This window comes from Paucibacter sp. M5-1 (assembly GCF_027498415.2).
Taxonomy (GTDB): Bacteria; Pseudomonadota; Gammaproteobacteria; order Burkholderiales; family Burkholderiaceae_C; genus Roseateles_E.
In genome coordinates this window covers 4,995,429-5,018,275 of sequence record NZ_JAPZLM020000001.1, presented here as the reverse complement: position 1 = coordinate 5,018,275, position 22,847 = coordinate 4,995,429, and the positions used below count along the sequence as shown (strand labels likewise).

Annotated in this window: 24 protein-coding genes; 1 reads left to right on the top strand and 23 read right to left on the bottom strand. The window is 66.1% G+C overall.

The features are described 5' to 3' along the window. Positions 1-176 precede the first annotated feature (176 nt). The 6 genes from O5M90_RS23880 to O5M90_RS23855 form a co-directional block, all read right to left on the bottom strand. On the bottom strand, positions 177-494 hold the full coding sequence (locus O5M90_RS23880; protein ID WP_269837831.1) for a type II toxin-antitoxin system RelE/ParE family toxin: 318 nt from the start codon (positions 492-494) through the stop codon (positions 177-179). Then, positions 491-769, bottom strand: a complete 279-nt coding sequence (locus O5M90_RS23875; RefSeq protein ID WP_269837832.1) for a YlcI/YnfO family protein — start codon at positions 767-769, stop codon at positions 491-493. Before O5M90_RS23875 ends, O5M90_RS23880 begins: the two co-directional genes overlap by 4 nt. Before the next feature lie 70 nt (positions 770-839). After that, complete coding sequence (locus tag O5M90_RS23870; protein ID WP_269837833.1) at positions 840-1,841, bottom strand: S49 family peptidase; 1,002 nt, start codon at positions 1,839-1,841, stop codon at positions 840-842. A gap of 15 nt (positions 1,842-1,856) precedes the next feature. Continuing rightward, the gene (locus tag O5M90_RS23865) at positions 1,857-2,249 is read right to left on the bottom strand and encodes a Rieske (2Fe-2S) protein (protein ID WP_137943018.1); all 393 of its coding nucleotides are present in this window, start codon (positions 2,247-2,249) and stop codon (positions 1,857-1,859) included. After that, a complete protein-coding gene (locus tag O5M90_RS23860; protein WP_269837834.1) occupies positions 2,246-2,905 on the bottom strand; it encodes an HAD family hydrolase in 660 nt (219 codons plus the stop codon). The genes O5M90_RS23865 and O5M90_RS23860 overlap by 4 nt, the downstream gene beginning before the upstream one ends. Beyond that, a complete protein-coding gene (locus tag O5M90_RS23855) occupies positions 2,902-3,852 on the bottom strand; it encodes an RluA family pseudouridine synthase (RefSeq protein ID WP_332909457.1) in 951 nt (316 codons plus the stop codon). The genes O5M90_RS23860 and O5M90_RS23855 overlap by 4 nt, the downstream gene beginning before the upstream one ends. An 821-nt stretch (positions 3,853-4,673) precedes the next feature. Here O5M90_RS23855 and O5M90_RS23850 point away from each other — a divergent pair. Then, on the top strand, positions 4,674-7,631 hold the full coding sequence (locus O5M90_RS23850; protein ID WP_269837835.1) for an Rne/Rng family ribonuclease: 2,958 nt from the start codon (positions 4,674-4,676) through the stop codon (positions 7,629-7,631). Between the two features lie 90 nt (positions 7,632-7,721). Here O5M90_RS23850 and nagZ read toward each other — a convergent pair whose 3' ends face one another. The 17 genes from nagZ to fabD all read right to left on the bottom strand — a co-directional run bounded on the left by nagZ (position 7,722) and on the right by fabD (position 22,828). Beyond that, entirely contained in the window at positions 7,722-8,786 is a 1,065-nt protein-coding gene (gene nagZ, locus O5M90_RS23845) for a beta-N-acetylhexosaminidase (RefSeq protein ID WP_269837836.1), read from the bottom strand. A 10-nt stretch (positions 8,787-8,796) separates the two neighbouring features. Then, on the bottom strand, positions 8,797-9,192 hold the full coding sequence (acpS, locus tag O5M90_RS23840; protein WP_262971106.1) for a holo-ACP synthase: 396 nt from the start codon (positions 9,190-9,192) through the stop codon (positions 8,797-8,799). After that, on the bottom strand, positions 9,189-9,980 hold the full coding sequence (locus O5M90_RS23835; protein WP_262971107.1) for a pyridoxine 5'-phosphate synthase: 792 nt from the start codon (positions 9,978-9,980) through the stop codon (positions 9,189-9,191). The genes acpS and O5M90_RS23835 overlap by 4 nt, the downstream gene beginning before the upstream one ends. 5 nt (positions 9,981-9,985) lie before the next feature. Then, positions 9,986-10,765, bottom strand: a complete 780-nt coding sequence (gene recO / locus O5M90_RS23830) for a DNA repair protein RecO (RefSeq protein ID WP_262971108.1) — start codon at positions 10,763-10,765, stop codon at positions 9,986-9,988. Then, on the bottom strand, positions 10,765-11,805 hold the full coding sequence (gene era, locus O5M90_RS23825) for a GTPase Era (protein ID WP_137943025.1): 1,041 nt from the start codon (positions 11,803-11,805) through the stop codon (positions 10,765-10,767). Before era ends, recO begins: the two co-directional genes overlap by 1 nt. Positions 11,806-11,829: 24 nt before the next feature. Further along, the gene (rnc, locus tag O5M90_RS23820) at positions 11,830-12,534 is read right to left on the bottom strand and encodes a ribonuclease III (RefSeq protein ID WP_262971109.1); all 705 of its coding nucleotides are present in this window, start codon (positions 12,532-12,534) and stop codon (positions 11,830-11,832) included. Positions 12,535-12,548: 14 nt separating this feature from the next. Continuing rightward, positions 12,549-12,914 carry a DUF4845 domain-containing protein gene (locus tag O5M90_RS23815; protein WP_262971110.1) on the bottom strand — a complete coding sequence of 122 codons (366 nt, stop codon included), beginning with the start codon at positions 12,912-12,914 and terminating at the stop codon, positions 12,549-12,551. A gap of 41 nt (positions 12,915-12,955) precedes the next feature. Further along, on the bottom strand, positions 12,956-13,930 hold the full coding sequence (lepB, locus tag O5M90_RS23810; protein WP_269837837.1) for a signal peptidase I: 975 nt from the start codon (positions 13,928-13,930) through the stop codon (positions 12,956-12,958). Between the two features lie 24 nt (positions 13,931-13,954). Continuing rightward, positions 13,955-15,763, bottom strand: a complete 1,809-nt coding sequence (gene lepA, locus O5M90_RS23805; RefSeq protein ID WP_137943028.1) for a translation elongation factor 4 — start codon at positions 15,761-15,763, stop codon at positions 13,955-13,957. A 506-nt stretch (positions 15,764-16,269) separates the two neighbouring features. After that, positions 16,270-17,724, bottom strand: a complete 1,455-nt coding sequence (locus tag O5M90_RS23800; RefSeq protein WP_262971111.1) for a DegQ family serine endoprotease — start codon at positions 17,722-17,724, stop codon at positions 16,270-16,272. 123 nt (positions 17,725-17,847) lie between these two features. Then, positions 17,848-18,381: a sigma-E factor negative regulatory protein gene (locus O5M90_RS23795; RefSeq protein WP_269837838.1), complete on the bottom strand. Its 534-nt coding sequence runs from the start codon at positions 18,379-18,381 to the stop codon at positions 17,848-17,850. A gap of 25 nt (positions 18,382-18,406) precedes the next feature. Beyond that, positions 18,407-19,015: an RNA polymerase sigma factor RpoE gene (gene rpoE, locus O5M90_RS23790; RefSeq protein ID WP_137943031.1), complete on the bottom strand. Its 609-nt coding sequence runs from the start codon at positions 19,013-19,015 to the stop codon at positions 18,407-18,409. Next, on the bottom strand, positions 19,012-19,464 hold the full coding sequence (locus O5M90_RS23785; protein ID WP_269837839.1) for a hypothetical protein: 453 nt from the start codon (positions 19,462-19,464) through the stop codon (positions 19,012-19,014). Before O5M90_RS23785 ends, rpoE begins: the two co-directional genes overlap by 4 nt. Before the next feature lie 10 nt (positions 19,465-19,474). Beyond that, on the bottom strand, positions 19,475-20,719 hold the full coding sequence (gene fabF, locus O5M90_RS23780) for a beta-ketoacyl-ACP synthase II (RefSeq protein ID WP_269837840.1): 1,245 nt from the start codon (positions 20,717-20,719) through the stop codon (positions 19,475-19,477). A 41-nt stretch (positions 20,720-20,760) separates the two neighbouring features. After that, on the bottom strand, positions 20,761-21,000 hold the full coding sequence (gene acpP, locus O5M90_RS23775) for an acyl carrier protein (RefSeq protein WP_137943034.1): 240 nt from the start codon (positions 20,998-21,000) through the stop codon (positions 20,761-20,763). 144 nt (positions 21,001-21,144) lie between these two features. Further along, positions 21,145-21,882 (bottom strand): 3-oxoacyl-ACP reductase FabG, encoded by a 738-nt coding sequence (gene fabG, locus O5M90_RS23770; RefSeq protein ID WP_269837841.1) that lies wholly within the window; start codon positions 21,880-21,882, stop codon positions 21,145-21,147. A gap of 4 nt (positions 21,883-21,886) precedes the next feature. Then, positions 21,887-22,828, bottom strand: a complete 942-nt coding sequence (gene fabD / locus O5M90_RS23765) for an ACP S-malonyltransferase (RefSeq protein WP_269837842.1) — start codon at positions 22,826-22,828, stop codon at positions 21,887-21,889. Between the last annotated feature and the right edge of the window lie 19 nt (positions 22,829-22,847).

Sequence of the window (22,847 nt, the reverse complement as noted above, 5' to 3'; positions counted from 1 at the left end):
AACAGCGCCAGGCTCAAGCCCAGAAATACCCAATCCATCATCTTGTGCTCACACGCTCAGTTGAGATGTGCAGAGCTTAGGAATTGGGGCCTCAGCTTGTCGTAGAAGCTGGGGTGGGCGGTATCAAGATCGTATAAAGACGGGCATCGGCGCAGACCGGAGCGCGAAGCGCCAAGTCAGTGGAAGTCACTTTCTCGCTGATGGCGGACCGCACCAATGACAACGGTTCGAGCGTCGATGATCTCAAACATCGCCACGTACCCGGTCGCTCCAAAAGGAATGATCAGTTCACGGACCAAAGCGCTGTCCCCCACCTTTCTGCAAGTGAAGGGACTGATCTGCAGGAAGGAGCAGGCTTGCTCGATGGCATCAATCGCTCGCTCGGGAATGTCCAGATCACCGGCCGCGCTGTTCAGCTCGCGCTCATAAGCGTGGCTGAACAGCCGCTCCAGATCCTCTTCAGCCTCAGGACTGAAGATGACCTGATAAGTCATGTCGTCGGCGTCCTGTTCTTGCGCGCCTGCGCCACCTTGGCTCGCAGCTTGGCGATGACGGCGTCGGCCGGGATCCCATCGCCAGCGTCCACCGTTCGCTTGATCGCAGCCAGACCGCGGCGAACAAACTCCGCGTGCTCACGACGCCGGGCCACCTCGCCCCGCACGGCCTTCTCGACCAACGCGGCCATGGTTTCGCCCTCTTCGAGCGCCTGTTCCATCTCCTCACGAAACTGAGGCTCGATGCGTACCGGGGGGATGGTCGCTGATTTCATGCGCCATTGTATCGCCGATGCGATACAGCAAGAATAGCGCTACGGTTGAATATGCGGAGGGCGGTGATCCTCAGCGTATCGGCGCCAGCGAGCGGAAGGCCTTGACCGCGCCCTCGCCCATCGCGGCGCCGAAGCGCTTGGCCAGGCGTTCGGCGACGTTGTCGCGCGGCGTGTAGTCGATCACTTCCTCGGCCTTGATGACTTCGCGGGCCACGTAGTCGAGGCTGCCCAGATGATCGGCGAGGCCCAGCTTGACGGCCTCCTCGCCGTTCCAGAACAGGCCCGAGAAGGTCTCCGGGGTTTCCTTCAGACGCTTGCCGCGGCCGTCCTTGACGATCTTGATGAACTGGCGATGGATCTGGTCCAGCATGGCCTGGGCATAGGCGCGCTGGGCCTCGTTCTCGGGCGAGAACGGGTCCAGCATGCCCTTGTTGGCGCCGGCCGTGATCAGGCGGCGCTCGACGCCCAGCTTGTCCATCAATCCGGTGAAGCCGAAGCCGTCCATCAGCACGCCGATGGAGCCGACCACCGAGGCCTTGTCCACATAGATCTCGTCGGCGGCAGCAGCGATGTAGTAGGCGCCGGAGGCGCAGATCTCCTCGACCACCGCATAGACCTTCTTGCCATGCTTGGCCTTCAGCCGCACGATCTCGTCATAGACGATGCCGGCCTGCACCGGGCTGCCGCCCGGCGAATTGATGCGCAGCACCACGGCCTGGGCCCCCTGGTCCTCGAAGGCGCTCTTCAGCGCCGACAGCATCAGCTCGGCACTGGCCTCGGTGTCAACGGCGATCTCGCCGCGCACCTCTACCAGGGCGGTGTGCGGCGTGTTCGGTGCAGTGCCGACCTGGCGCTGCGCCAGCAGCAGCCACAGCACTGCGATGACCAGCGCCAGCCAGGCCAGGCGGAAGAACACGCGCCAGCGGCGCTCGCTGCGGCGGTCGCGCAGATAGTCGCGGGCAAACTGGGCCAGCACGGCCTCCTGGCTGGCGGGCGCGCCGGACTGCGAGGGCCGGGCCGGGCTGCCGATCGGGTCGGGGATGGCTTGCGGCAAGTCGTCGTTGGGGTTCATGCGGTGTTCGTTCTCTTACTCGTCAAAAGCCGGTTTGGTGTCGCGGGAAGGATACCAATAGACCTGTCCTTGGCGTTCCTCGACCTCGATCTTGGTCAGCCCCATGCGGCCGCACATGCCGCTCACGCAGCGGCCGGTCAGCGGGTCGTAGACCGCGCCATGGATGGAGCACATGATGTACTGCTTGTCGCCATCGAGGAACTCGCCCTCCTGCCAGTCCATCTCGGTCGGCACATGGGCGCAGCGGTTCAGATAGGCCACCACCTGGCCGTCGAAGCGCAGCGCGAAGGCGCGCGCCGGCTCGCGCCACTGCAGCACATCGAAGCTGTGGGCGCGGCCGCGCTCCTGCAACTCGTCGGAGCTGCACAGCGGCAGCGGATCGGGCTTGGTTGTCGGGCTATCGCTCATGCGTTCTTGATCAGCCAGTCATGCAGATCGGGCACCGAATGCGCGATGTGCAAGGGTTTGAAGGCCTCGAAGGTCTCGTGGTCGTGGGCGCCGTAGCTGACGCCGACACTGGCCGTGCCGGCATTCAGCGCCATCTGTAGGTCATGGCTGGTGTCACCGATCATCAGCGTGCGCTCTGGCGCAGCGCCGAACTCGCGCATCAGCTCATGAAGCATCTGCGGATGGGGCTTGCCGGCGGTCTCGTCGGCGGTGCGGCTGCCGTCGAACAGGCCTTGCAGCTCGACCACCTTCAGCGCCTCGTCCAGGCCACGGCGGCTTTTGCCGGTCGCAACGGTCAGCCAGTGATGGCGCGCCTTCAACGCCGCCAGCATCTCCAGCGTGCCCTTGAACAGCGTGACCTCGTGCTGGGCCGCGAAGTAATGGTGGCGATAGCGCAGGCCCAGCTCCGGGTAGCGCGCCGGCGCCAGGCCCGGCACCGCATGGGCCAGCGCCTCCTGCAAGCCCATGCCGATCACATAGCTGGCATCGGCATCGCTGGGCCTCTCCAGGCCCAGATCGACGGCCGCCGCCTGGATGCAGCGGGTGATCAACGCGGTGGAGTCGAACAGGGTGCCGTCCCAGTCGAAGGCGATCAGGTCAAAACGTTGCGGTCTCATCGTGGCGGGCTCAGATCTTTCAACAGCCTCTCACACTCGGTCGGCAGCGGCGCCAGCAGCTCGATCTCGGCGCCGCTGGCGGGGTGGCTGAACTTCAGCCGTTGGGCATGCAAAAACATGCGCTCGAACTTCAGCGCGCCGCGTGCGATGAGCCGGTTGGCCTCGAAGTCGCCGTATTTCGGGTCGCCCACGATAGGATGGCCAGCATGCTGCAGATGCACCCGGATCTGGTGCGTACGGCCGGTCTTGATGGTCACATCAAGCAGGCTGTAACCCGGCAGCCGGCGCGCCACCTTGACCAGGCTGATCGAGCGCTTGGCCTGGTCGGCCTGCGGGTCGTGCGAATTCTCGACCGCCCGTACCCAGCGCTCGCCGTCGCTGCCGGTGAACTTCAGCAGCGCCACATCGATGACCTTCTTGTTGTCGGCCCACTCACCGATCACCAGGGCCGCATAGGTCTTGCCGGTCTCCCGTTCGCGGAACTGGTCCTGCAAGGCGGTCAGCGCGCTGCGCTTCTTCGCGATCAGCAGCAGGCCCGAGGTTTCCTTGTCGAGCCGGTGCACCAGTTCGAGAAACTTGGCCTCGGGCCGGGCCCGGCGCAGCTGCTCGATCACACCGAAGCTGACCCCGGAGCCGCCGTGCACCGCGACACCGGCCGGCTTGTTGACGGCCATCAGGTGCTCGTCCTCGTACACAACGGGGAACTCCTTGGCCGGCACATAGTCGACCGGGGCGGTGACCCGCTCGGGCAGGCGCACGGGCGGCACCCGTACTTCGTCACCCAGTTCCAGCCGGGTGTCGGCATGGGCCCGGCCCTTGTTGACCCGCACCTCGCCGGCGCGGATCACGCGGTAGACATGGGTCTTGGGCACGCCCTTGAGTTCACGCAAGAGAAAGTTGTCCAGGCGCTGGCCGGCCGAGTTCTCGTCGATCAGCACACGGCGCACTGCCGGCGCAGGTGCCGGCTCGACGGTGACCGGCTGCAGCTCGGCCGGCGTGGTGTTGACCGGCTTAGTGGGCACGCGCTCACCGCGCGACGCCGGCCCATGGGCGGGCCTCCTGGTTTGTGCTGAGGCGGCTGTGGCGGGCTTGCCAGCGGGCCTGGCTTTATTAGCCCTTATAATGTTCCGAACCACAATTGCGCCGTAAGTGTTTGATTTGCCTGATTTTAGCGGGCACGGCAGCGAATGGCGCGGGCGTGGTGGCACGGCGATGAGCCGGGCCAACAATCGGTGATGCAACGCGCAGGGCAATAAGCGGGCCCCATCCCCAAGTGAGGGGGCGGCTTCGAGTCCTGTGTGGAAGCGCAGACGTAGAAAGAACCACGCCGTCTCAGGCCCCCGGATTTCGGGCGCAAGAGCCGGCACAAGACAAGGTTTACACCGCGCAAGGCCCGTCGATCCAGCATCTGACGACCTTGTGCCAGCGTTCCAGTAGTCCTCGCGGATGAGCCCTCTGACCTCCCCTACCCCCCACCGCTCGCAAGCGCTGCCCCGGCCTCATGCCGCCGGACTGCGCAGCCGTGGCCGGGCCGCGCGATCAGCGCGTCCAGGGGCCAGAGGTGATGCACCGCCTGCTGCCACGCGCGCGCCAACGCTGCTGGTTTGATCGCTCACGATCACCAGCAGTCCAGGGCGATTCCTTCCTCGGTTCCTCCACGTTTGTACGTGCATCGAAGAGTCGCCCACTGACAGGGTCAGGGGCGACGTGGATGATGCTGCGCGTTTGAAGGTCTTCCAAAGACCAGGAACGCGCCAGGAGTGACGACATGAAACGCATGCTGATCAATGCGACGCAGCCGGAAGAGCGGCGCCTCGCGATTGTTGATGGCCAGAAACTGCTGGACTTCGAGACCGAAATCGAGGGCCGCGAGCAGCGCAAAGGCAATATCTATATGGCCGTGGTGACGCGGGTCGAGCCTTCGCTCGAAGCCTGCTTCGTCGACTACGGTGAAGACCGCCACGGTTTCCTGCCCTTCAAGGAAATCTCGCGCCAGTACTTCCGCGACGGCACCGATGTGCGCGCCGCCAAGATCCAGGACGCGATCCGCGAAGGCGACCAGCTGTTGGTCCAGGTCGAGAAGGAAGAGCGCGGCAACAAGGGCGCGGCGCTGACCACCTTTGTCTCGCTGGCTGGCCGCTACCTGGTGCTGATGCCCAACAACCCGCGCGGCGGTGGCGTCAGCCGCCGCATCGAGGGCGAAGACCGCGAAGAGCTGAAGGAAAACCTCGACCAGCTCGAGTACCCGAAGGGCATGAGCCTGATCGCCCGCACCGCCGGCATCGGCCGCTCGGCCGCCGAGCTGCAGTGGGACCTGAACTACATGCTCAAGCTGTGGAGCGCGATCGACGACGCCTCCAAGGGCGGCAAGGGCGCCTTCCTGATCTACCAGGAATCGAGCCTGGTGATCCGCGCGATCCGCGACTACTTCACCGCCGATATCGGTGAGATCCTGATCGACACCGACGACCTGTACGACCAGGCGCAGCAGTTCATGAACCACGTGATGCCCGACCAGGGCCATCGCGTGAAGCGCTACCGCGACGACGCGCCGCTGTTCAGCCGTTTCCAGATCGAACACCAGATCGAAACCGCCTTCAGCCGCACGGTCAATCTGCCCTCGGGCGGCGCCATCGTGATCGACCACACCGAGGCCCTGGTTTCGGTGGACGTCAACTCGGCCCGCGCCACCCGTGGCGGCGACATCGAGGAAACCGCCACCCGCACCAATCTGGAAGCCGCCGACGAGATCGCGCGCCAGATGCGCCTGCGTGACCTGGGCGGACTGATCGTGGTCGACTTCATCGACATGGAAGAGTCGAAGAACCGCCGCGAAGTCGAACAGCGCCTGCGCGACGCGCTGCGCCAGGACCGCGCCCGCGTGCAGTTCAGCTCGATCAGCAAGTTCGGCCTGCTGGAACTCTCGCGTCAGCGCCTGCGCCCGGCACTGAGCGAAGGCAGCCACATCACCTGCCCGCGCTGCAATGGCACCGGCCACATCCGCGACACCGAGTCCAGTGCGCTGCAGATCCTGCGCATGGTCCAGGAAGAGTCGATGAAGGACAACACCGCCGCCGTGCATGTGCAGGTGCCGGTGGAAGTGACCTCCTTCCTGCTGAACGAGAAGCGTACCGAGATCACCAAGATCGAGTTGAAGCAGCGCGTCACCGTGCTGCTGGTGCCCAACAAGCACCTCGACACACCCAACTACAAGCTGGAGCGCCTGCGCCACGACGACCCCCGTCTGGAAAATCTGCAGGCCAGCTACACCATGATCGAGGAAGCCACCGACGAGGTGGGCATCACCCGCCGCGACGCTGGCGACAAGAAGAACAAGCAGGAGCCGGTCATCAAGGGCATCCTGCCCGAGCAGCCCGCCCCGGTGGCCGCACCCAAGCCCGAGCCGGTCAAGGCAGCCGCACCGGTGGCAGCGGCCCCGGTGGCCGCTGCCGATGCCGGCGGCGGTTTCTTCGGCTGGATCAAGAAGCTGTTCGGCGGCGCCGAGCCGGTGGCACCGACGCCGGCCAAGACCGAGACCAAGCCCGCCGCCGAGGGCGGCGAGCGCAAGCCGCGTGAAGGTCGCGAAGGTGGCCGCGAGGGCCGTGACGGTCGTCGCCGTGGCGGTGATCGTGGCGACCGGGGTGAGCGTGGCGCCAAGAGCGAAGGTGGTCGTGAGGGCAAGCGCGAAGGCGGTGGCCGCAACGAGCCGCGCGAGGGTCGTGAAGGTAGTCGTGGCGACAGCCGCCGCCGCAACGAGCCGCGTGCCGACAAGCCGGCGGAGGGGGCCGAGGCCACCCGTCCGGAACGTGCAGAGCGTCCCGAGCGCGGTGAGCGCCCGGAACGTGGTGAGCGCCCAGAGCGCGCCGAACGTGGCGAGCGTGGCGAACGGGGTGCCGAAGGCAACCGCCGCCCGCGCGGAGAGCGCGGCGAGCGCCAGGAACGCGGCGAGCGCGTGGTCGAGAAGGCCGAGGAGCTGAACACGGCGCCGCTGCAAGCCAGCCTGGACATGCCCGAACAAGCGGCGGCGCTGCTGCCGGTGGCCGAGCAGACCGCCGGCGACGAGGCGGGCAATGACGAGCGTCCGGGCCGCCGCCGCCGCCGCCGTGGCGGTCGCGATCGCGACGACAGCCGTGGCGTCAATGGTGAGGACGTCGCGGGCGTCGAAACGCCGGCCGAACCGGTGGCCGAGGCTGTGGCCGAAGGCGTTGCCGATGCTGTGGCGGCTGACAACCAGCCGCCCGCCGGTGAGGAAGTCGAAGGTGGCGAAGGCCGTCGTCGTCGCAGCCGTGATCGTTATCGCCGCGAGCGCCGTGACGACCTGCCGGCCGATGAGCAGGCCGCAGCGCCGGCCGACGCGCCTGTTGCCGATGCGACGCCGGCCCCGGTCGAGCCCGTGACCGCTGCCGCGCCCGCTGCAGCGCCAGTCGCTGCGCCGGTCGCTGTGGCCGCAGTCGCCGCGCCGGTCGCTGCTCCGGCAGTGCCCGTCGTGCCCGCTTTCGAGCTGGCCATCGGTGATCTGCAGAACATCGCCGAGACCGCCGGCCTGCAATGGGTGAACTCCGACGCCGACAAGATCCGCGCCGTGCAAGCCGCCATCGCCGCCGAGCCCAAGCCGGTGCATGTGCCGCGCGAACCCAAGCCGGTGGTCGTGGTCGATGAAGGCCCGCTGGTGCTGGTCGAGACCCGCAAGGATCTGAGCCAGACCAAGCTGCCGTTCGAGCACTGAAAGCCAGGGTGGCCTGCGGGCCACCCAACATAAAGAAACGCCGCGCCGGGTTGCCCCGGGGCGGCGTTTTTCATTGGAGCTGGGTGTGGATCAGGCCAGGCGCTCGACCGCCGCCAGATAGCGCGGGTTGCGCATCAGCTCGTCCCAGGTCAGCGGCACGGTCTGCGGCAGCAGGTCCAGGCGGCGCGATTCGCTATCGGGCTCGGGCGCCCAGTGACCCTGGGCCTGCGCGGCCGTCAGCCCGTCCAGCAACTCGTCGATGGCCTCACCCTGGCCCACAATCGACTGGTTGCACAAGAGCACCAGATCGCAGCCGGCCGTCAGCGCGGCCAGTGCCGCCTCGGTGAAGCCGACCGGGCGGCCTTCGATCACGCGAGCGCCGGCCATGCCCAGGTCGTCGCTGAAGATCGCACCGCCAAAGCCCAGGCGCTCGCGCAGGATCTCTTGCAGCCAGCGCGGGCTGAAGCCGGCCGGACGCGCATCGACCTTGGGATAGATCACATGGGCCGGCATCACGGCCGACAGGCTCAGGCCCAACCACTCATAGGGCTTCGCGTCCTCGGCCAGGATGGCCTTGAGGCTGCGCTTGTCCACGGGAATCGCCACATGGCTGTCGGCCTTCACGAAACCATGGCCGGGGAAATGCTTGCCGCAGCTGCTCATGCCGGCCAGCAGCAGGCCTTGCATCAGGCTCTTGGCCAAGAGGCTGACAACGCGCGGGTCGCGGTGGAAGCTGCGCTCGCCGATCACACTGCTCTCACCGTAATCGAGGTCCAGCACCGGCGTGAAGCTGAAGTCGACGCCACAGGCGCGCAACTCGGCGGCCAGCACAAAGCCGGTGGCCGTGGCCGCGTCGGTAGCGCGCAAGGCGTCCGTCATCCACAGCTCGCCGAGTGTGCGCATGGCCGCCAGCTGGGTGAAGCCATCGGTCTTGAAGCGCTGCACGCGGCCGCCTTCATGGTCGACCGCGATCAGCACATCGGGGCGGATGGCCTTGATCTCGGCGCACAGCGAGGTCAGCTGGGCGCGGCTCTCGAAGTTGCGGCCAAACAGGATCAGGCCGCCGACCAGCGGATGGGCCAGGCGGCGGCGGTCGTTGGCGTCCAGGGCCAGGCCGGCCACATCCAGCACCACGGGAGCATGCATTTCATTCATGTTCAGCGCTTCATTCCTTGGTTTCGACAACCACAAAGGCGGCCGCGTATTCGGTCTCGTCGGTGACGGTCACATGGGCTTTGAGGCCCTTGGCCTCGAACCAGGCAGCCAGCTCGCCATGCAGGCGGATCTCGGGCTTGCCGCTTGGCGCCTTGACGATTTCGCAGGCGCGCCAGGTCATCGGCATGCGCATGCCCATGCCGATCGCCTTGGAAAAGGCTTCCTTGGCCGAGAAGCGGGTGGCCAGGTAGGCCACCCCGCGCGCCTCGACCTTGGCGCGGCGCTCACGGAACACTGCCATCTCGTGCGGGCCCAGCACCTTCTCGGCAAAGCGCTCGCCGCGCCGGGCCAGGGTGTCGCGGATGCGGCGGATGTCGCAGATGTCGGTGCCGATGCCGTAAATCATGAGGAGGCGTAGGCCTTCTGGATCGCACGTTGGTATTCGCGCACGGTTTCGGTATAGCCCAATTCCAGCGCATCGGCGATCAGGGCGTGGCCGATCGACACCTCCTGCACGCCAGGCACGGCGCGCAGGAAGCTCGTCAGGTTGTCGCGGCTCAGGTCGTGGCCCGCGTTGATGCCAAGGCCCACGGCCAGCGCGGCCTCGGCCGTGCGCGTGAACCCGGCCAGCACGGCGGCCTGGCGTTCGGTGCCAAAGGCGCTGGCATAGGTCTCGGTATAGAGCTCGATGCGCTCGGCGCCCAGCTCGGCCACCAACGGCATGGCCTCGGGACTCGGATCCATGAAGAGGCTGACGCGCACGCCCAGGCTCTTGCACTCATCGATCAGCGGGCGCAGCCGCGCCATATCGGCCGGCAGGTTCCAGCCATGGTCAGAGGTGAACTGGTCCTCGCTATCGGGCACGAAGGTGACCTGATGCGGACGCAGCTCGCGCACGAAGTCCATCAGATTCTGGGTCGGATTGCCCTCGATGTTGTACTCGGCCTGGGGCCAGGTCTTGAGCAGCTCGGCCAGCTCGTGCACATCGGCCGTGCGGATATGACGGCCGTCGGGCCGCGGGTGCACCGTGATGCCCTGGGCACCGGCCAGCAGGCACAGCTCGGCCGCGCGCGTGACGCTTGGAATACCAAGGTGCCGGGTGTTGCGCAGCAGGGCCACCTTGTTGACATTGACCGACAGCGCGCAGCGCGCAGCGTGGTGCGAAGAGGATTCGGGAGCAACCAAAGGGTTCATCGTCTTCAATCCAGCAGTTTCTGCACGTCCAGCATGACCTGTCGCGTGCGCAGGGGTTTGTGGCCCAGATGATAGTGAAGCAAGGCGCGCAGCCCGGTTTTGAGCGCCGGCAAGACCGGCGCACAGGACTGCTGCAGCGCGGCCATGCTGCCGTGCAGCAGCGCTGCCTGCAGCTGGACCAGGGTGGCGCCGGTGAAGGTCACCGAATCGGCTGCGGGCGCGACCACGCCGGACTCGGGCGACAGCATGTAGTGCCGCTGCAGGTCCAATGGCGCCTGCGTGAGGCTGGACAGGCTCAGGTCCGGCAAGAGACCCAGCTCCATCAGCAGGCGCAGCTCGAAGGCCCGCAAAGCGGCCTGCGACTGCACATCCTCGCTGGCATGCAGTTGCGGCAGGGTCTGAGCATAGGCATCGAACAGCGCCGGATGCGGGTCCTGGCGGGCCAGCAGCTTCAGCAGCAGCTCGTTGAGGTAGTAGCCGGAGAACAATGCCGCGCCGGCCGGCATCGTCGCGCCGCCGGCCCATTCCGCGCCGCGCAGGGTCACGACCTCGGCCGCGCCCTCGGTGCCCTTGGCCGGCTTGGACAGGCTGACCTGGATGCGCTGAAAGGGCAGCAGCACGGCGCGCAGCTGCGAATAGGGGCGCTTGGCCCCCTTGGCCACCACGGCCAGCCGGCCTTGCTCACGGGTGAAGAGGTCCAGCACCAGGCTGGTTTCGCTCCAGTCGTAGTGGTGCAGGACGAAGGCCTGCTGGACGGCCGGAGCGCGCGGGCCTCGGGGAGGCATTACTCGTAGCCGTAGGAGCGCAGATGCTCTTCGCTATCGGCCCAGCCCGAGCGCACCTTGACCCACAGCTCCAGGAAGACACGGCCCTCCATCAGGTGCTCGAGTTCCTGGCGCGATTCGGAGCCGATGCGTTTGAGCAGCTCGCCGCCCTGCCCGATCACCATGCCTTTGTGGGCATCGCGCTCGACGACGATGGAGGCAGAGATGCGGCGCAGCGCACCCTCGTCTTCCCATTTGTCGATCACCACGGTCGAGGTGTAAGGCAACTCGTCGCCGGTCAGGCGGAACAGCTTCTCACGGATGATCTCGCTGGCCAGGAACTTCTCCGAGCGGTCGGTCAGCGCATCCTCGTCGTAGAACCACTCCTGCTCGGGCAGATAGGGCTTGAGGATCTTGAACAGGCGCTGCACATCGCTTTGCTTCTTGGCCGAGATCGGGATGAACTCGCTGAAGTTGCGGCGCTCCTGCATGCTCTTGAGCCAGGGCGCGAGCTCGGCGCGGCGGTGCACGGCGTCAAGCTTGTTGGCGATCAGCACGACCGGCTTGTCCTCGGGCAGCAGGGACAGCACCTTGGCATCGTCCAGGCCGAAACGGCCGGCCTCGACGACGAACAGCACCAGGTCCACATCGGACAGCACGCCGTGCACGGTGCGGTTCAGATTGCGGTTCAGCGCGGCATTGTGCTTGGTCTGGAAACCGGGCGTGTCGACAAAGACGAACTGGGCCTCCTCGACCGTGCGCACGCCGGTGATGCGGTGGCGCGTGGTCTGGGCCTTGTTGGAGGTGATGCTGACCTTCTGTCCCACCAGCGCATTCAGCAGGGTGGACTTGCCGACATTGGGTCGGCCAACGATGGCAATCAGGCCGCAGCGCTGAGCCGTGCCGTCGGGCATCTTGCCGCCGCTGGGCTTGGGGCCGGCATCGGAGGACAGCGAGGTTGCGCCGGAGCCGGCAGCCGGGATCGGCGGGAGCGTATAGCCGGTGGCAGGCGGCTTGCCCTCGGACGCGGAATCGTCCGGGGGCGTGGTGTTGTCGGTCATGGGGTGTCGGCGCGAGGCCGCTCCTTAGTCGCGCAAGCCAGAGCCTGGCTTGTCGCGGGCAATCAGTTCGTCGAGCAGTCGACGGGCGGCATCTTGTTCGGCGACGCGGCGCGAACGCCCTTCGCCACGCTTGGCCAGGCTCAGCGCGGGCACGGCGCACTCGACCTCGAAGGTCTGCGCATGGGCCTGGCCGCGGGTTTCGGTGATGCGGTAGGTCGGCACGGCCAGGCGGCGCGCCTGCAGCCATTCCTGCAAGGCCGTCTTCGCGTCCTTGCCCCAGTTGTCGGTGCCCGAGTTCGCGATCAACTCGCCAAACAGGCCACGCACCACCTCCAGCGCGGCCGGGTAGCCGCCATCGACAAAAGCCGCGCCGATCACCGCTTCCAGCGCATCGGCCAGGATCGACGGGCGCTGCGCGCCGCCGCCCTTGGCCTCGCCCTCGGACATGCGGAGCACCGCCGGCAGGCCCAGCTGGACGGCCAGCTTGTGCAGGCTGTCCTCGCGCACCAGATGCGCGCGCACGCGGGTCAGATCGCCCTCGTCTGAACCGGCAAAACGCTCGTACAGCAGGCTGGAAACGGCCAGGCTCAGCACCGCGTCGCCGAGGAACTCCAGGCGCTCGTTATGGTCGGCGCCAAAGCTGCGGTGCGTCAGCGCGCGTGCGAGCAGACCCACTTCGGCGAAGTGGTAGCCCAGGCGTTGCTGCAATGACTGGTGGGTCGGGTTCATGCGCGAGCTCTGCCTTACTTCGACTGGCCCTGGTACTTCAGCAGCAGGAAGGCGGGGCCGGCCAGCTCGATCTCCTTCTCGTAGGAGAAGCTGATCTGCACCCTGTCATTGTCCTTGCTGACCACCAGGTCCGAGCCGCTGATGCTGACGATCGAGTACTCGACCTGCTTGATGCGGTCGAACTCCTGGCGCACCGCCGGCACGGTGGCCGGATTGCCCTTGGCAATGCGGGTGATCACGCCCTGTATCGTGTAGTACTCCAGCACGCTGGGAAACACCCGCATGCCGACCACGGCCGTGCAAGCGATCAAAACGCCCCAGAACAACAGGCCGAACAGGCTGATACCGCGTTGCTGATTTCTTGTGGCTGGCTGGCGCATCGATCTTCTACCCTAGTCGTTGTGGTTCTGGCCGCGACGCCTCAGAACGAGGTGCCGACGCGCTTGAGGTTACCGAAATTCATCCAAACCACAAAGGCCTTGCCGACGATGTTTTCGTCCGGCACAAAGCCCCAGAAGCGCGAATCGCGCGAGTTGTCGCGGTTATCGCCCAGCACGTAGTAGTGGCCGGCCGGCACCTTGCAAGTCACGCCCTCGGGGCTGTACTTGCAGTTGTCCTGGAACGGGAACGGACCATCGCGGCGGTCGGCCCGGAACAGCGGCGAGCGCTTGGTATCGACCAGGATCTGGTGCTCCTTGTCGCCGAGCTTTTCCATGAAGCGCGCGCGATAGGCCAGGCTGTCCTCGTCGTAGTAATCGCCCTGGGGCTGAACCGGGGCCAGCTGGCCGTTGATATAGAGCTTCTGGTTCAGGTAGCTGACCTCGTCGCCGGGGATGGCCGCGACGCGCTTGATGAAGTCCAGGCTGGTGTCCTCGGGGTAGCGGAACACCATCACATCGCCGCGCTTCACGTCGTTGTTGGCGATGATCTTCTTGTTCAGCACCGGCAGGCGCACGCCGTAATGGAACTTGTTGACCAGGATCAGGTCACCCACCAGCAGGGTCGGCACCATCGAGCCGGACGGGATCTTGAAGGGCTCGAACAGGAAGGAGCGCAGCAGGAACACCATCAGGATCACCGGGAACAGGCCGGCGGTCCAGTCCAGCCACCAGGGCTGGCGCAGCACGGCCTCGCGTGCGCTGCTCACATCGCTGTCGACCCGGGTGATGCCCTGGCCGGCCAGCTTCTCGCGGCGCTGCGCGTCGGCTTCCAGCAACTGGGCCGCCGCACGCTCGCGCGCGGGCTGGAAATGAAAGCGCTCGGCCAGCCAATAGGCCATCGTCACGCTGGTCAGGATGAAGAGCAGCAGCGCGAAGTTGCCACTCCAGTAGCCGGTGTACCAGCCGCCCAGATAGGCGATCAGGGCGGCATAGAGAATTCCGGTCAGAGCACTCATTGATCGTCGGTCGCTTCTAAGTAATCAGTCTTCAACTTGGAGAATGGCCAGGAAGGCTTCTTGCGGCACCTCGACCGAGCCGATCTGCTTCATGCGCTTCTTGCCGGCCTTCTGCTTTTCGAGCAGCTTGCGTTTGCGGCTGATGTCGCCGCCGTAGCATTTTGCCAGCACGTTCTTGCGCATCGCCTTGATGTTCTCGCGGGCGATGATGTTGGAGCCTATGGCCGCCTGGATGACCACGTCATACATCTGGCGCGGGATGTGCTCGCGCATCTTGGCGGCCACGCCGCGGCCGCGGAACTGGCTCTGCACCCGGTGCACGATGATGGACAGCGCGTCGACCTTGTCGCCGTTGATCAGGATGTCGACCTTGACGACGTCGGAGGCGCGGTACTCCTTGAACTCGTAGTCCATCGAGGCATAGCCGCGCGAGACCGACTTCAGCTTGTCGAAGAAGTCCAGCACGATCTCGGCCAGCGGCATCTCGTAGGTCAGCATGACCTGGCGGCCGTGGTAGGCCATATTGATCTGGTTGCCGCGCTTCTGGTTGGCCAAGGTCATCACCGGGCCGACATAGTCCTGCGGCATGTACAGGTGCACGGTGACGATGGGCTCGCGGATCTCCTGCAGCAGACCCAGGTCAGGCATCTTGGACGGGTTCTCGACCTCGATCACCGTGCCGTCATTGAGCAGCACCTCGTAGACCACGCTGGGCGCGGTGGTGATCAGGTCCTGGTCGAACTCGCGCTCCAGCCGCTCCTGCACGATCTCCATATGCAGCAGGCCCAGGAAGCCGCAGCGGAAACCAAAGCCCAGCGCCTGGCTGACCTCGGGCTCGTAGCGCAGCGAGGAGTCGTTGAGCTTGAGCTTCTCCAGCGCGTCGCGCAGCTGGTCGTACTCGCTGGCCTCGGTCGGATACAGGCCGGCAAAGACCTGGGGCTGGATCTCCTTGAAGCCGGGCAAGGCCTGCTCGGCCGGGCCGAGATTGTTCGGCAGCTTCTTTTCCAGCGTGATGGTGTCGCCCACCTTGGCCGCCTGCAGCTCCTTGATGCCGGCGATGACGAAACCCACCTCGCCGGCGTTGAGCTGCTCGCGCTTCTCCGACTTGGGCGCGAACACGCCCAGGTGCTCGGCCGGGTAGACCGCGTTCGACGCCATCATGCGGATGCGCTCGCCCTTCTTGAGCGTGCCGTCGACCACCCGCACCAGCATCACGACGCCCACATAGGCGTCGTACCAGCTGTCGATGATCATCGCGCGCAGCGGCGCCTCGACCACACCCTTGGGCGGCGGCATGCGCGCAATCACCGCCTCGATGATCTCGTCGATGCCCATGCCGGTCTTGGCGCTGCAGGGAATCGCGTCGGTCGCGTCGATGCCGATCACATCCTCGATCTCGGCCTTGGCGTTGTCGGGATCGGCGCTGGGCAGATCCATCTTGTTGAGCACCGGCACCACCTCGACACCCAGATCCAGCGCGGTGTAGCAGTTGGCCACCGTCTGCGCCTCGACGCCCTGGCTGGCATCGACCACCAGCAGCGCGCCCTCGCAGGCCGACAGCGAGCGGCTGACCTCGTAGGAGAAGTCCACATGCCCGGGCGTGTCGATCAGGTTCAGGTTATAGGTCTTGCCGTCCTTGGCCGTGTACTGCAGCGCCGCGGTCTGGGCCTTGATCGTGATGCCACGCTCGCGCTCGATGTCCATCGAGTCCAGCACCTGCGCCTCCATCTCCCGGTCCGAGAGCCCCCCGCAACGTTGAATGATGCGATCCGCCAGCGTGCTCTTGCCGTGGTCGATGTGGGCGATGATGGAGAAATTGCGGATGTGGTTCATGGACTCAATCTCGGCCTCGAGCGGCCGAAGCTTCAACGGCGCAGCCGTTGCATGGAAGGCTCATATCGCGAAGCGATTTGAAGGCCCGCGAGGGCCGTGCCGGACATAAAAAAAAGGCACGTCGAAACGGTGACGCGCCTTCCAACAAAACTTATGGCAACTGCTTGTTGGGCTTTCATTGTAGCCAAAAGCCCCCGGCTGAAAACCGCGGCGTCCCCGGATTTGCTGCCGTTGCGGTCCGCCAACATCAAATTATCAACAGCTTATCCACAAGATGCTGTGGATGGCCTGGGGATAGTTTGAGCCGGCTCCCGTTTGCATTGTGCGGCGCGCACAAAGCCCGCCGGACAAGGCTTGATTCTATCTGACCAGCCCCGCAATCGAGCCTCAGGCCAGAAAAGTTAGCAAGCGCCAACCCATGAATTCCACACAAGAAGCCCTGCTGCAATTCCACGAAGTGGAAAGACCCGGCGCCGCTGTCGGGCGCCGGGTCAGCGGCTGCAGGCTTAACGACCGGGTTTGACCAGCACGAAGTTGACCGCGCTGCCCCGACGCACCAGCATGGTGATCTGCTTGGCCTTCTCCAGCTTGGCGACCACCGCCTGGAACTGCTTGACGCTGCTGATCTCGGTGTTGTCCACAGACAGGATCAGATCGCCCTCACGCAGACCGGCACGCGCCGCCGCTCCCTCGACCGCCTCGACGCGCACGCCGTTGCGCAGCTTCAGCTCGCGCTTCTGGGCCTCGGTCAGCTCGACCACGGTCAGCCCCAGGGTCGGCGTGGGCTTGGCGCTGGGCTCGGCGGCGCGGCGCGGGCTGTCATCCTCCAACTCGGCCACCGTGATGCTGAGATCCTTGTAGGCGCCGCGACGGAACACCTGCATCGTGACCTTGCTGCCGGGCTTGGTGGCACCGACCACGCGACGCAGATCGCTGGCCTTCTCGACCGCCTTGCCGTCGAACTTGACGATCACATCGCCGCCCTCCAGCCCAGCCTTCTCGGCCGGGCTGTCCTCGACGATGTTCTGCACCAGCGCACCCTGCGGCTTGCCCAGGCCGATGGCCTCGGCCACCTCCTTGCTGACATCGGTGGGCTGCACGCCGATACGCCCGCGTATCACCCGGCCCGCGCTGCGCAACTGATCGGAGACGCGGATGGCCTCGTCGATCGGGATCGCGAACGAGATGCCCATGAAGCCGCCCGAGCGGCTGTAGATCTGCGAGTTGATGCCTATCACCTCGCCGCGCATATTCAGCAAGGGGCCGCCCGAATTGCCCGGATTGATGGCCACATCGGTCTGGATGAAGCGCAGGAAGTCGCCGGTGTCGCGCGCCTTGGCGCTGACGATGCCGGCCGTCACCGTGCTGTCAAAGCCAAAGGGCGAGCCTATGGCCAGCACCCATTCGCCGACACGCAGCCGGTTCACATCGCCGATCTTGACCGCCGGCAGACCGGCCGCCTCAATCTTGACCACCGCGACATCGGTGCGAGCATCGGTGCCGATGAGCTTGGCCTTGAACTCGCGTTTGTCGGGCAAGGTGACCCAGACCTCGTCGGCACCATCCACCACATGCGCATTGGTCATCACCAGACCGTCGGCGCTGAGAATGAAACCGGAGCCGACACCGCGGCGCTGCGGCTGCTCGTCCTCTTCGCCGCCACGCGGCGTGCCGGGACGCTGATTGGGCAGGGGGATGCCAAAGCGGCGCAGAAACTCCAGCATCTGCTCATCCATCTCCGGCGTGCCGGCCGCCCGGCGCACGCGCTCCGAGGTGCGGATATTGACCACCGAAGGTGCCGAGCGTTCCACCAGCTCGGCGAAATCGGGCAGCTCACGCGCCTGTGCCGAGGCCTGCCGGGGCGCCACGCTCAGACCCAGGCCGAGCGAGAGGACGACCGCTGACAGCAGCGCGGCAGACCAGCGCGACAGGGCATGACGGGGATCAGAGCTTGTTTGCATGATGAGGGAGGGTGGGCTTTCGGACGGGTGAGGATGACACAAGCGCCGTTCGGTCGCTTGGTCGAGGTTTTCGTGATCTTGCCGCAAGACGGCAGCTCTTGTCAGGCCATTCGGGTCAGGCCACTATGGATGCGGCGCGGGACCATTGACTTTAGTCACGGCCGGCTCGGGCAGCGGCTCCATCAGCAGCGCATCGCCGGCAAGTCCGGCCGATTGAGCAAAAGACAGGGCGGGTGCCGGCACCAGCGCTGGCCTGGCGGACGGCGCGGCCGCCAGCACCTCGGTCGGTGGCGCAGGAAGAAACATCGGCAGGTTCGTCAGACCGGCCGCCAATGCAACGAAGCCGGCGGCCACGGCGGCGGGCGCCAGCCAGCGCTGCGCCCGGGCCTGCGGTGCGACGATGCGCGGCTCGGCCAGCAGCTGCGGCCGCAAGCGGGCCAGCAGGTCCTGGCCACGGCCGATGTCATGCGCCAGCTCGGCCGAGCGCAGGCTGTCCCCGATCAACTGATAGGTCTGCCATTGCTCGCGCAGGCCTTGCTCGGGCCAGGCGCGCAGCAGCGCGCTGGTCTCGGCGGCATCGGCCTCGCCATCGGCCAGCGCCGACAGGGCCGGACCGAGCGGGCGCTGACTCTCAGGCCGGGGTTCGGAACTTCGCATCGCACACTCCATCTTCAAGCTTATTTCACCAACGCTCGCCCTCGCGAGTGCCCAACAGCGGCCGCAAGCGCGCAGCGACCGCCTCGCGGGCCCGGTAGATGCGCGACCTGACCGTGCCCGCCGGGCAGCCCATCAGGCTCGCGATCTCGTCATAGCTCAAGCCTTCGACCTCGCGCAGCAGCAAGGCCTGCCTGAATTCGTCCGGCAGCGCATCGACGGCCGCATTCACCGCCGTGCCCAACTCCTTGCTGGACAGCAGCGACTCGGGCGTTGCGCCATCACTTAGTACGCTGTCGACGGCAAAAGTTTCCTCGTCCTCATCCCCCGACTTGAGGGATGCCTCGCTGAGCAGCGGGTCACGCCGGAGCTGGACCAGGGCCTTCTTCGCACTATTGACCGCGATGCGGTGCAACCAGGTGTAGAAGGCGCTCTCCCCCCGAAAACCCGGCAGGGCGCGGTAGGCGCGCAGGAAAGTCTCCTGCGCGATATCGGCCACCAGATCGACATCGCGCACCATGCGCGCGATCAGGCGCTCGATGCGCCGCTGGTACTTGAGCACCAGCATTTCGAAGGCCTTGACGTCGCCGCGCTGCACGCGCTCGACCAGCAGCCGGTCGGGATCTGGCTCGCTCATGGCTCGGGACTCGGGGCGGTGCGTGCCGAGTAGAGGGTCGCCCGCAGCTGGGGCCATTGCGCGGCACAACTCGTGCGCGCCAGCGGCAGGTAGCGAGGCAGGCGCGAGCGCACGGTCAGGCGCAGCAGCAGCCAGGCCCCCAGATCGATCACCACCCGGGGGCGCACCGGCGTCTCGTCAAGCCACCATTGCTGAGCGTCCCAGCGCAAGTTCGCGGGCCGTGTGCGGCTGCAATGCCAGCCCAACCAGCCGGCGCCGGGCAATAGCAGCGCGCCAAGCAAAAGCCAACCCAGCCGAGGAACGACGGGCACGCCCAGCCCGGACTGGCTCATCAGCGCGGCCAGCAAGGCGCCGCCGGCCAGCACCGCCAGCGCGGCCATCAACGCTCGCCAGGCCCGATCGGGCCCTATGGTGATCTGGAATGCGCTCGCCTGGCGCTGGGCCGGCATGGCCCCGGCCTCAGACGCGCTTGAAGATCAGCGTGCCGTTGGTGCCGCCGAAGCCGAAGTTGTTCTTCGCGGCGTAGTCGATCTTCATCGGCCGCGCCTCATTGGCGCAGTAGTCCAGGTCGCACTCGGGATCCTGGTTGAAGATATTGATGGTGGGGGGAGCCACCTGGTTGTGCACGGCCAGCGCGGTGAACACCGACTCGATGCCCCCGGCTCCGCCCAGCAGATGGCCGGTCATGGACTTGGTCGAGCTGATCACCATCTGCTTGGCGTGATCGCCGAAGGCCAGCTTGATGGCATTCGTCTCGTTCACATCACCCAGCGGCGTCGAGGTGCCGTGAGCATTCATGTACTGGATCTGATCGGGGTTGAGTCCGGCGTTGCGCAGGGCCGCCCGCATCGAGCGCTTGGGGCCATCCACATTCGGCGCGGTCATGTGATACGCATCCGCACCCATGCCGAAACCAGCCAGCTCGCAGTAGATCTTGGCGCCGCGCTTCTTGGCATGCTCATACTCTTCGAGCACCAGCACACCGCCGCCCTCGCCCAGCACAAAGCCGTCTCTATCCTTGTCCCAGGGGCGGGACGCGGTCTTCGGGTCATCGTTGCGGGTCGACAGCGCGCGCGCTGCGGCGAAGCCACCAACGCCCAGTGGCGACACGGTAGACTCGGCACCGCCGGCGATCATCACATCGGCATCGCCGTATTCGATCAGCCGGCCGGCCTCGCCGATGGCGTGCAGACCGGTGGTGCAGGCCGTCACGATCGCCAGATTCGGGCCTTGGAAGCCGAACTTGATCGAGACATGGCCGGAAATCATATTGATGATGGAGGCCGGCACGAAGAACGGCGAAATGCGGCGCGGGCCGCGATTCGTCAATTCCGCGTGGGTCTCTTCAATCATCGGCAGGCCACCGATACCGGAGCCCACCAGCACGCCGATACGCTCGGCCTGCTCTTCCGTCAACTGATCGCCCGTGGGCAGGCCCGCGTCCTGCACCGCCTGGATGGACGCCGCCAATCCGTAATGGATGAAGGTGTCCATCGTCCGCGCTTCCTTGCTGGAGATGTAGTCTCCGACATTGAAGCCCTTCACCTCGCCAGCGAACTGGCAGGCAAAGGCCGAGGCATCGAAACGGGTGATGCGGTCAACACCGGACTGGCCGGCCAGGATATTGGCCCAGCCTTCAGCCACCGTGTTGCCCACGGGGCTGATCAGACCAAGTCCGGTAACAACGACACGACGACGGCTCATGCGGTACGGGGATCAGTTAAGGAAATGCCGGAGCGCGAGGCTCAGGCCTTCTGGTGCTTGACGGCGTAGTCGATCGCCAGCTGCACGGTGGTGATCTTCTCGGCTTCTTCATCGGGGATTTCGATGCCGAACTCGTCTTCGAGGGCCATCACCAATTCCACGGTGTCGAGCGAGTCAGCGCCCAGGTCGGCCACAAAGGCCTTCTCGTTGGACACATCGGACTCAGGCACGCCGAGTTGCTCGGCGATGATTTTCTTGACACGTGCTTCGATATCGCTCATGACTCCTCCAGGAGGGGTTTGCTAGGAACAGCCCGGGATTCTAAGGCCTCTAGGGTGACGCGCCTAAGTCAAGGCAAGACATCACGTCCAGCGGTCCTTCACCGGCCGGGCAAATCCGGTGGGTGGGTGTCTGAAACACCCACCTCAATTCATGAACATGCCTCCGTTGACATGCAGTTCGCTGCCCGTAATGTAGGCGGCTTGGGCTGAGGCCAGAAATGCGACGGCGGCGGCGATCTCCTCGGGTGCGCCCAGGCGCCCCACCGGGATCTGCGCCAGCAGCGCGGCTTTCTGGGCCTCGGGCAGGACTTCGGTCATGTCGGTGGCGATGAAACCGGGCGCCACGCAGTTGACGGTGATACCACGGCTGCCCAGCTCGCGGGCCAGCGAACGGGTCATGCCCGCAACGCCGGCCTTGGCCGCCGCGTAATTGGCCTGGCCGGCATTGCCAGATGCGCCGACCACCGAGGTGATGTTGATGATGCGGCCATAGCGCTGCTTCATCATGGTGCGCATCACCGCGCGGCTCATGCGAAACACGGCTTTCAAGTTGGTGTCCAGCACCGCGTCCCAGTCCTCGTCCTTCATGCGCATGGACAAGGTGTCGCGGGTGATGCCGGCATTGTTGACCAGCACCTGCAGGCCACCATCGGTCTTGACGATGGCATCGACCGCCGCCTCGCAGGCGGCGGCATCATTGACGTTCAGCACCAGGCCGCGACCGCCAAGCGGCGCCAGGGCCTCGCCGATGGCGGCGGCGCCGGCTTCGCTGGTGGCCGTGCCGATCACAGTGAAGCCTTGGCTCGCCAGATGCAGCGCAATCGCGCGGCCGATGCCGCGGCTGGCGCCGGTGACCAGGGCTGTTTGTCGGGTATCGCTCATGGGTTCAGGACAGCAGGTTCTTGGCTTCGGCCAGCGAGGCCGGGTCCAGCACCGTGGTGCTGGTGATGTCGGCATCGATGCGCTTGGCCATGCCGGCCAGCACCTTGCCGGGGCCGCATTCGATGAGGATGTTCAGGCCGCGCGCCTTCAGCGCCTGCACCACCTCGACCCAGCGCACCGGGCCAAAGGCCTGACGGTACAGCGCATCGCGCAGCGCATCAGCGCTGTCGGTGACGGCCACATCGATGTTGTTGATCACCGGGAAGGCTTGGGGCAAGAAATTCACTGCGGCCAGTTGCTCGCGCAGGCGCTCGGCCGCCGGCTTCATCAGGCTGGAGTGGAAGGGTGCCGACACCGGCAGCGGCAGCGCACGCTTGGCCCCCAGAGCCTTCAGCGCCTCGGCGGCCTTTTCGGCACCGGCCTTGCTGCCGGCAATCACCGTCTGCTTGGGATCATTGAAGTTCACCGCCTCGATCACCTCGCCGGTCTCGGCCGCCACCTGCAGGCAGCCGGCGCGCACGGCCTCGCCGTCCAGGCCCAGAATGGCGTACATGGCGCCGACGCCCACCGGCACGGCTTCCTGCATGGCCTGGGCACGGAAGCGCACCAGCGGCAGCGCATCGGCCAGACTCAGAGCACCGGAGGCCACCAGGGCGGTGTACTCGCCCAGCGAATGCCCGGCGGCCGCAGCGGGCAGCAGGCCGGTTTCGGCAATCCAGGCTCGGTAGCAGGCGATGCCGGCGGTCAGCATCACCGGCTGGGTGTTGGTCGTCAGGTCCAACTGCTCCTTCGGGCCGGCCTTGATCAGGGCGCCGATGTCCTCGCCCAGCGCGGCCGAAGCCTCGGCCAGCGTGCGCAGCACCTCAGGATGATCACCCCAGGCGTCCAGCATGCCAACGGCCTGCGAGCCCTGGCCCGGGAACACGAATGCAAACTTTGCGCTCATAGCAATCTTGTTTCTTCTC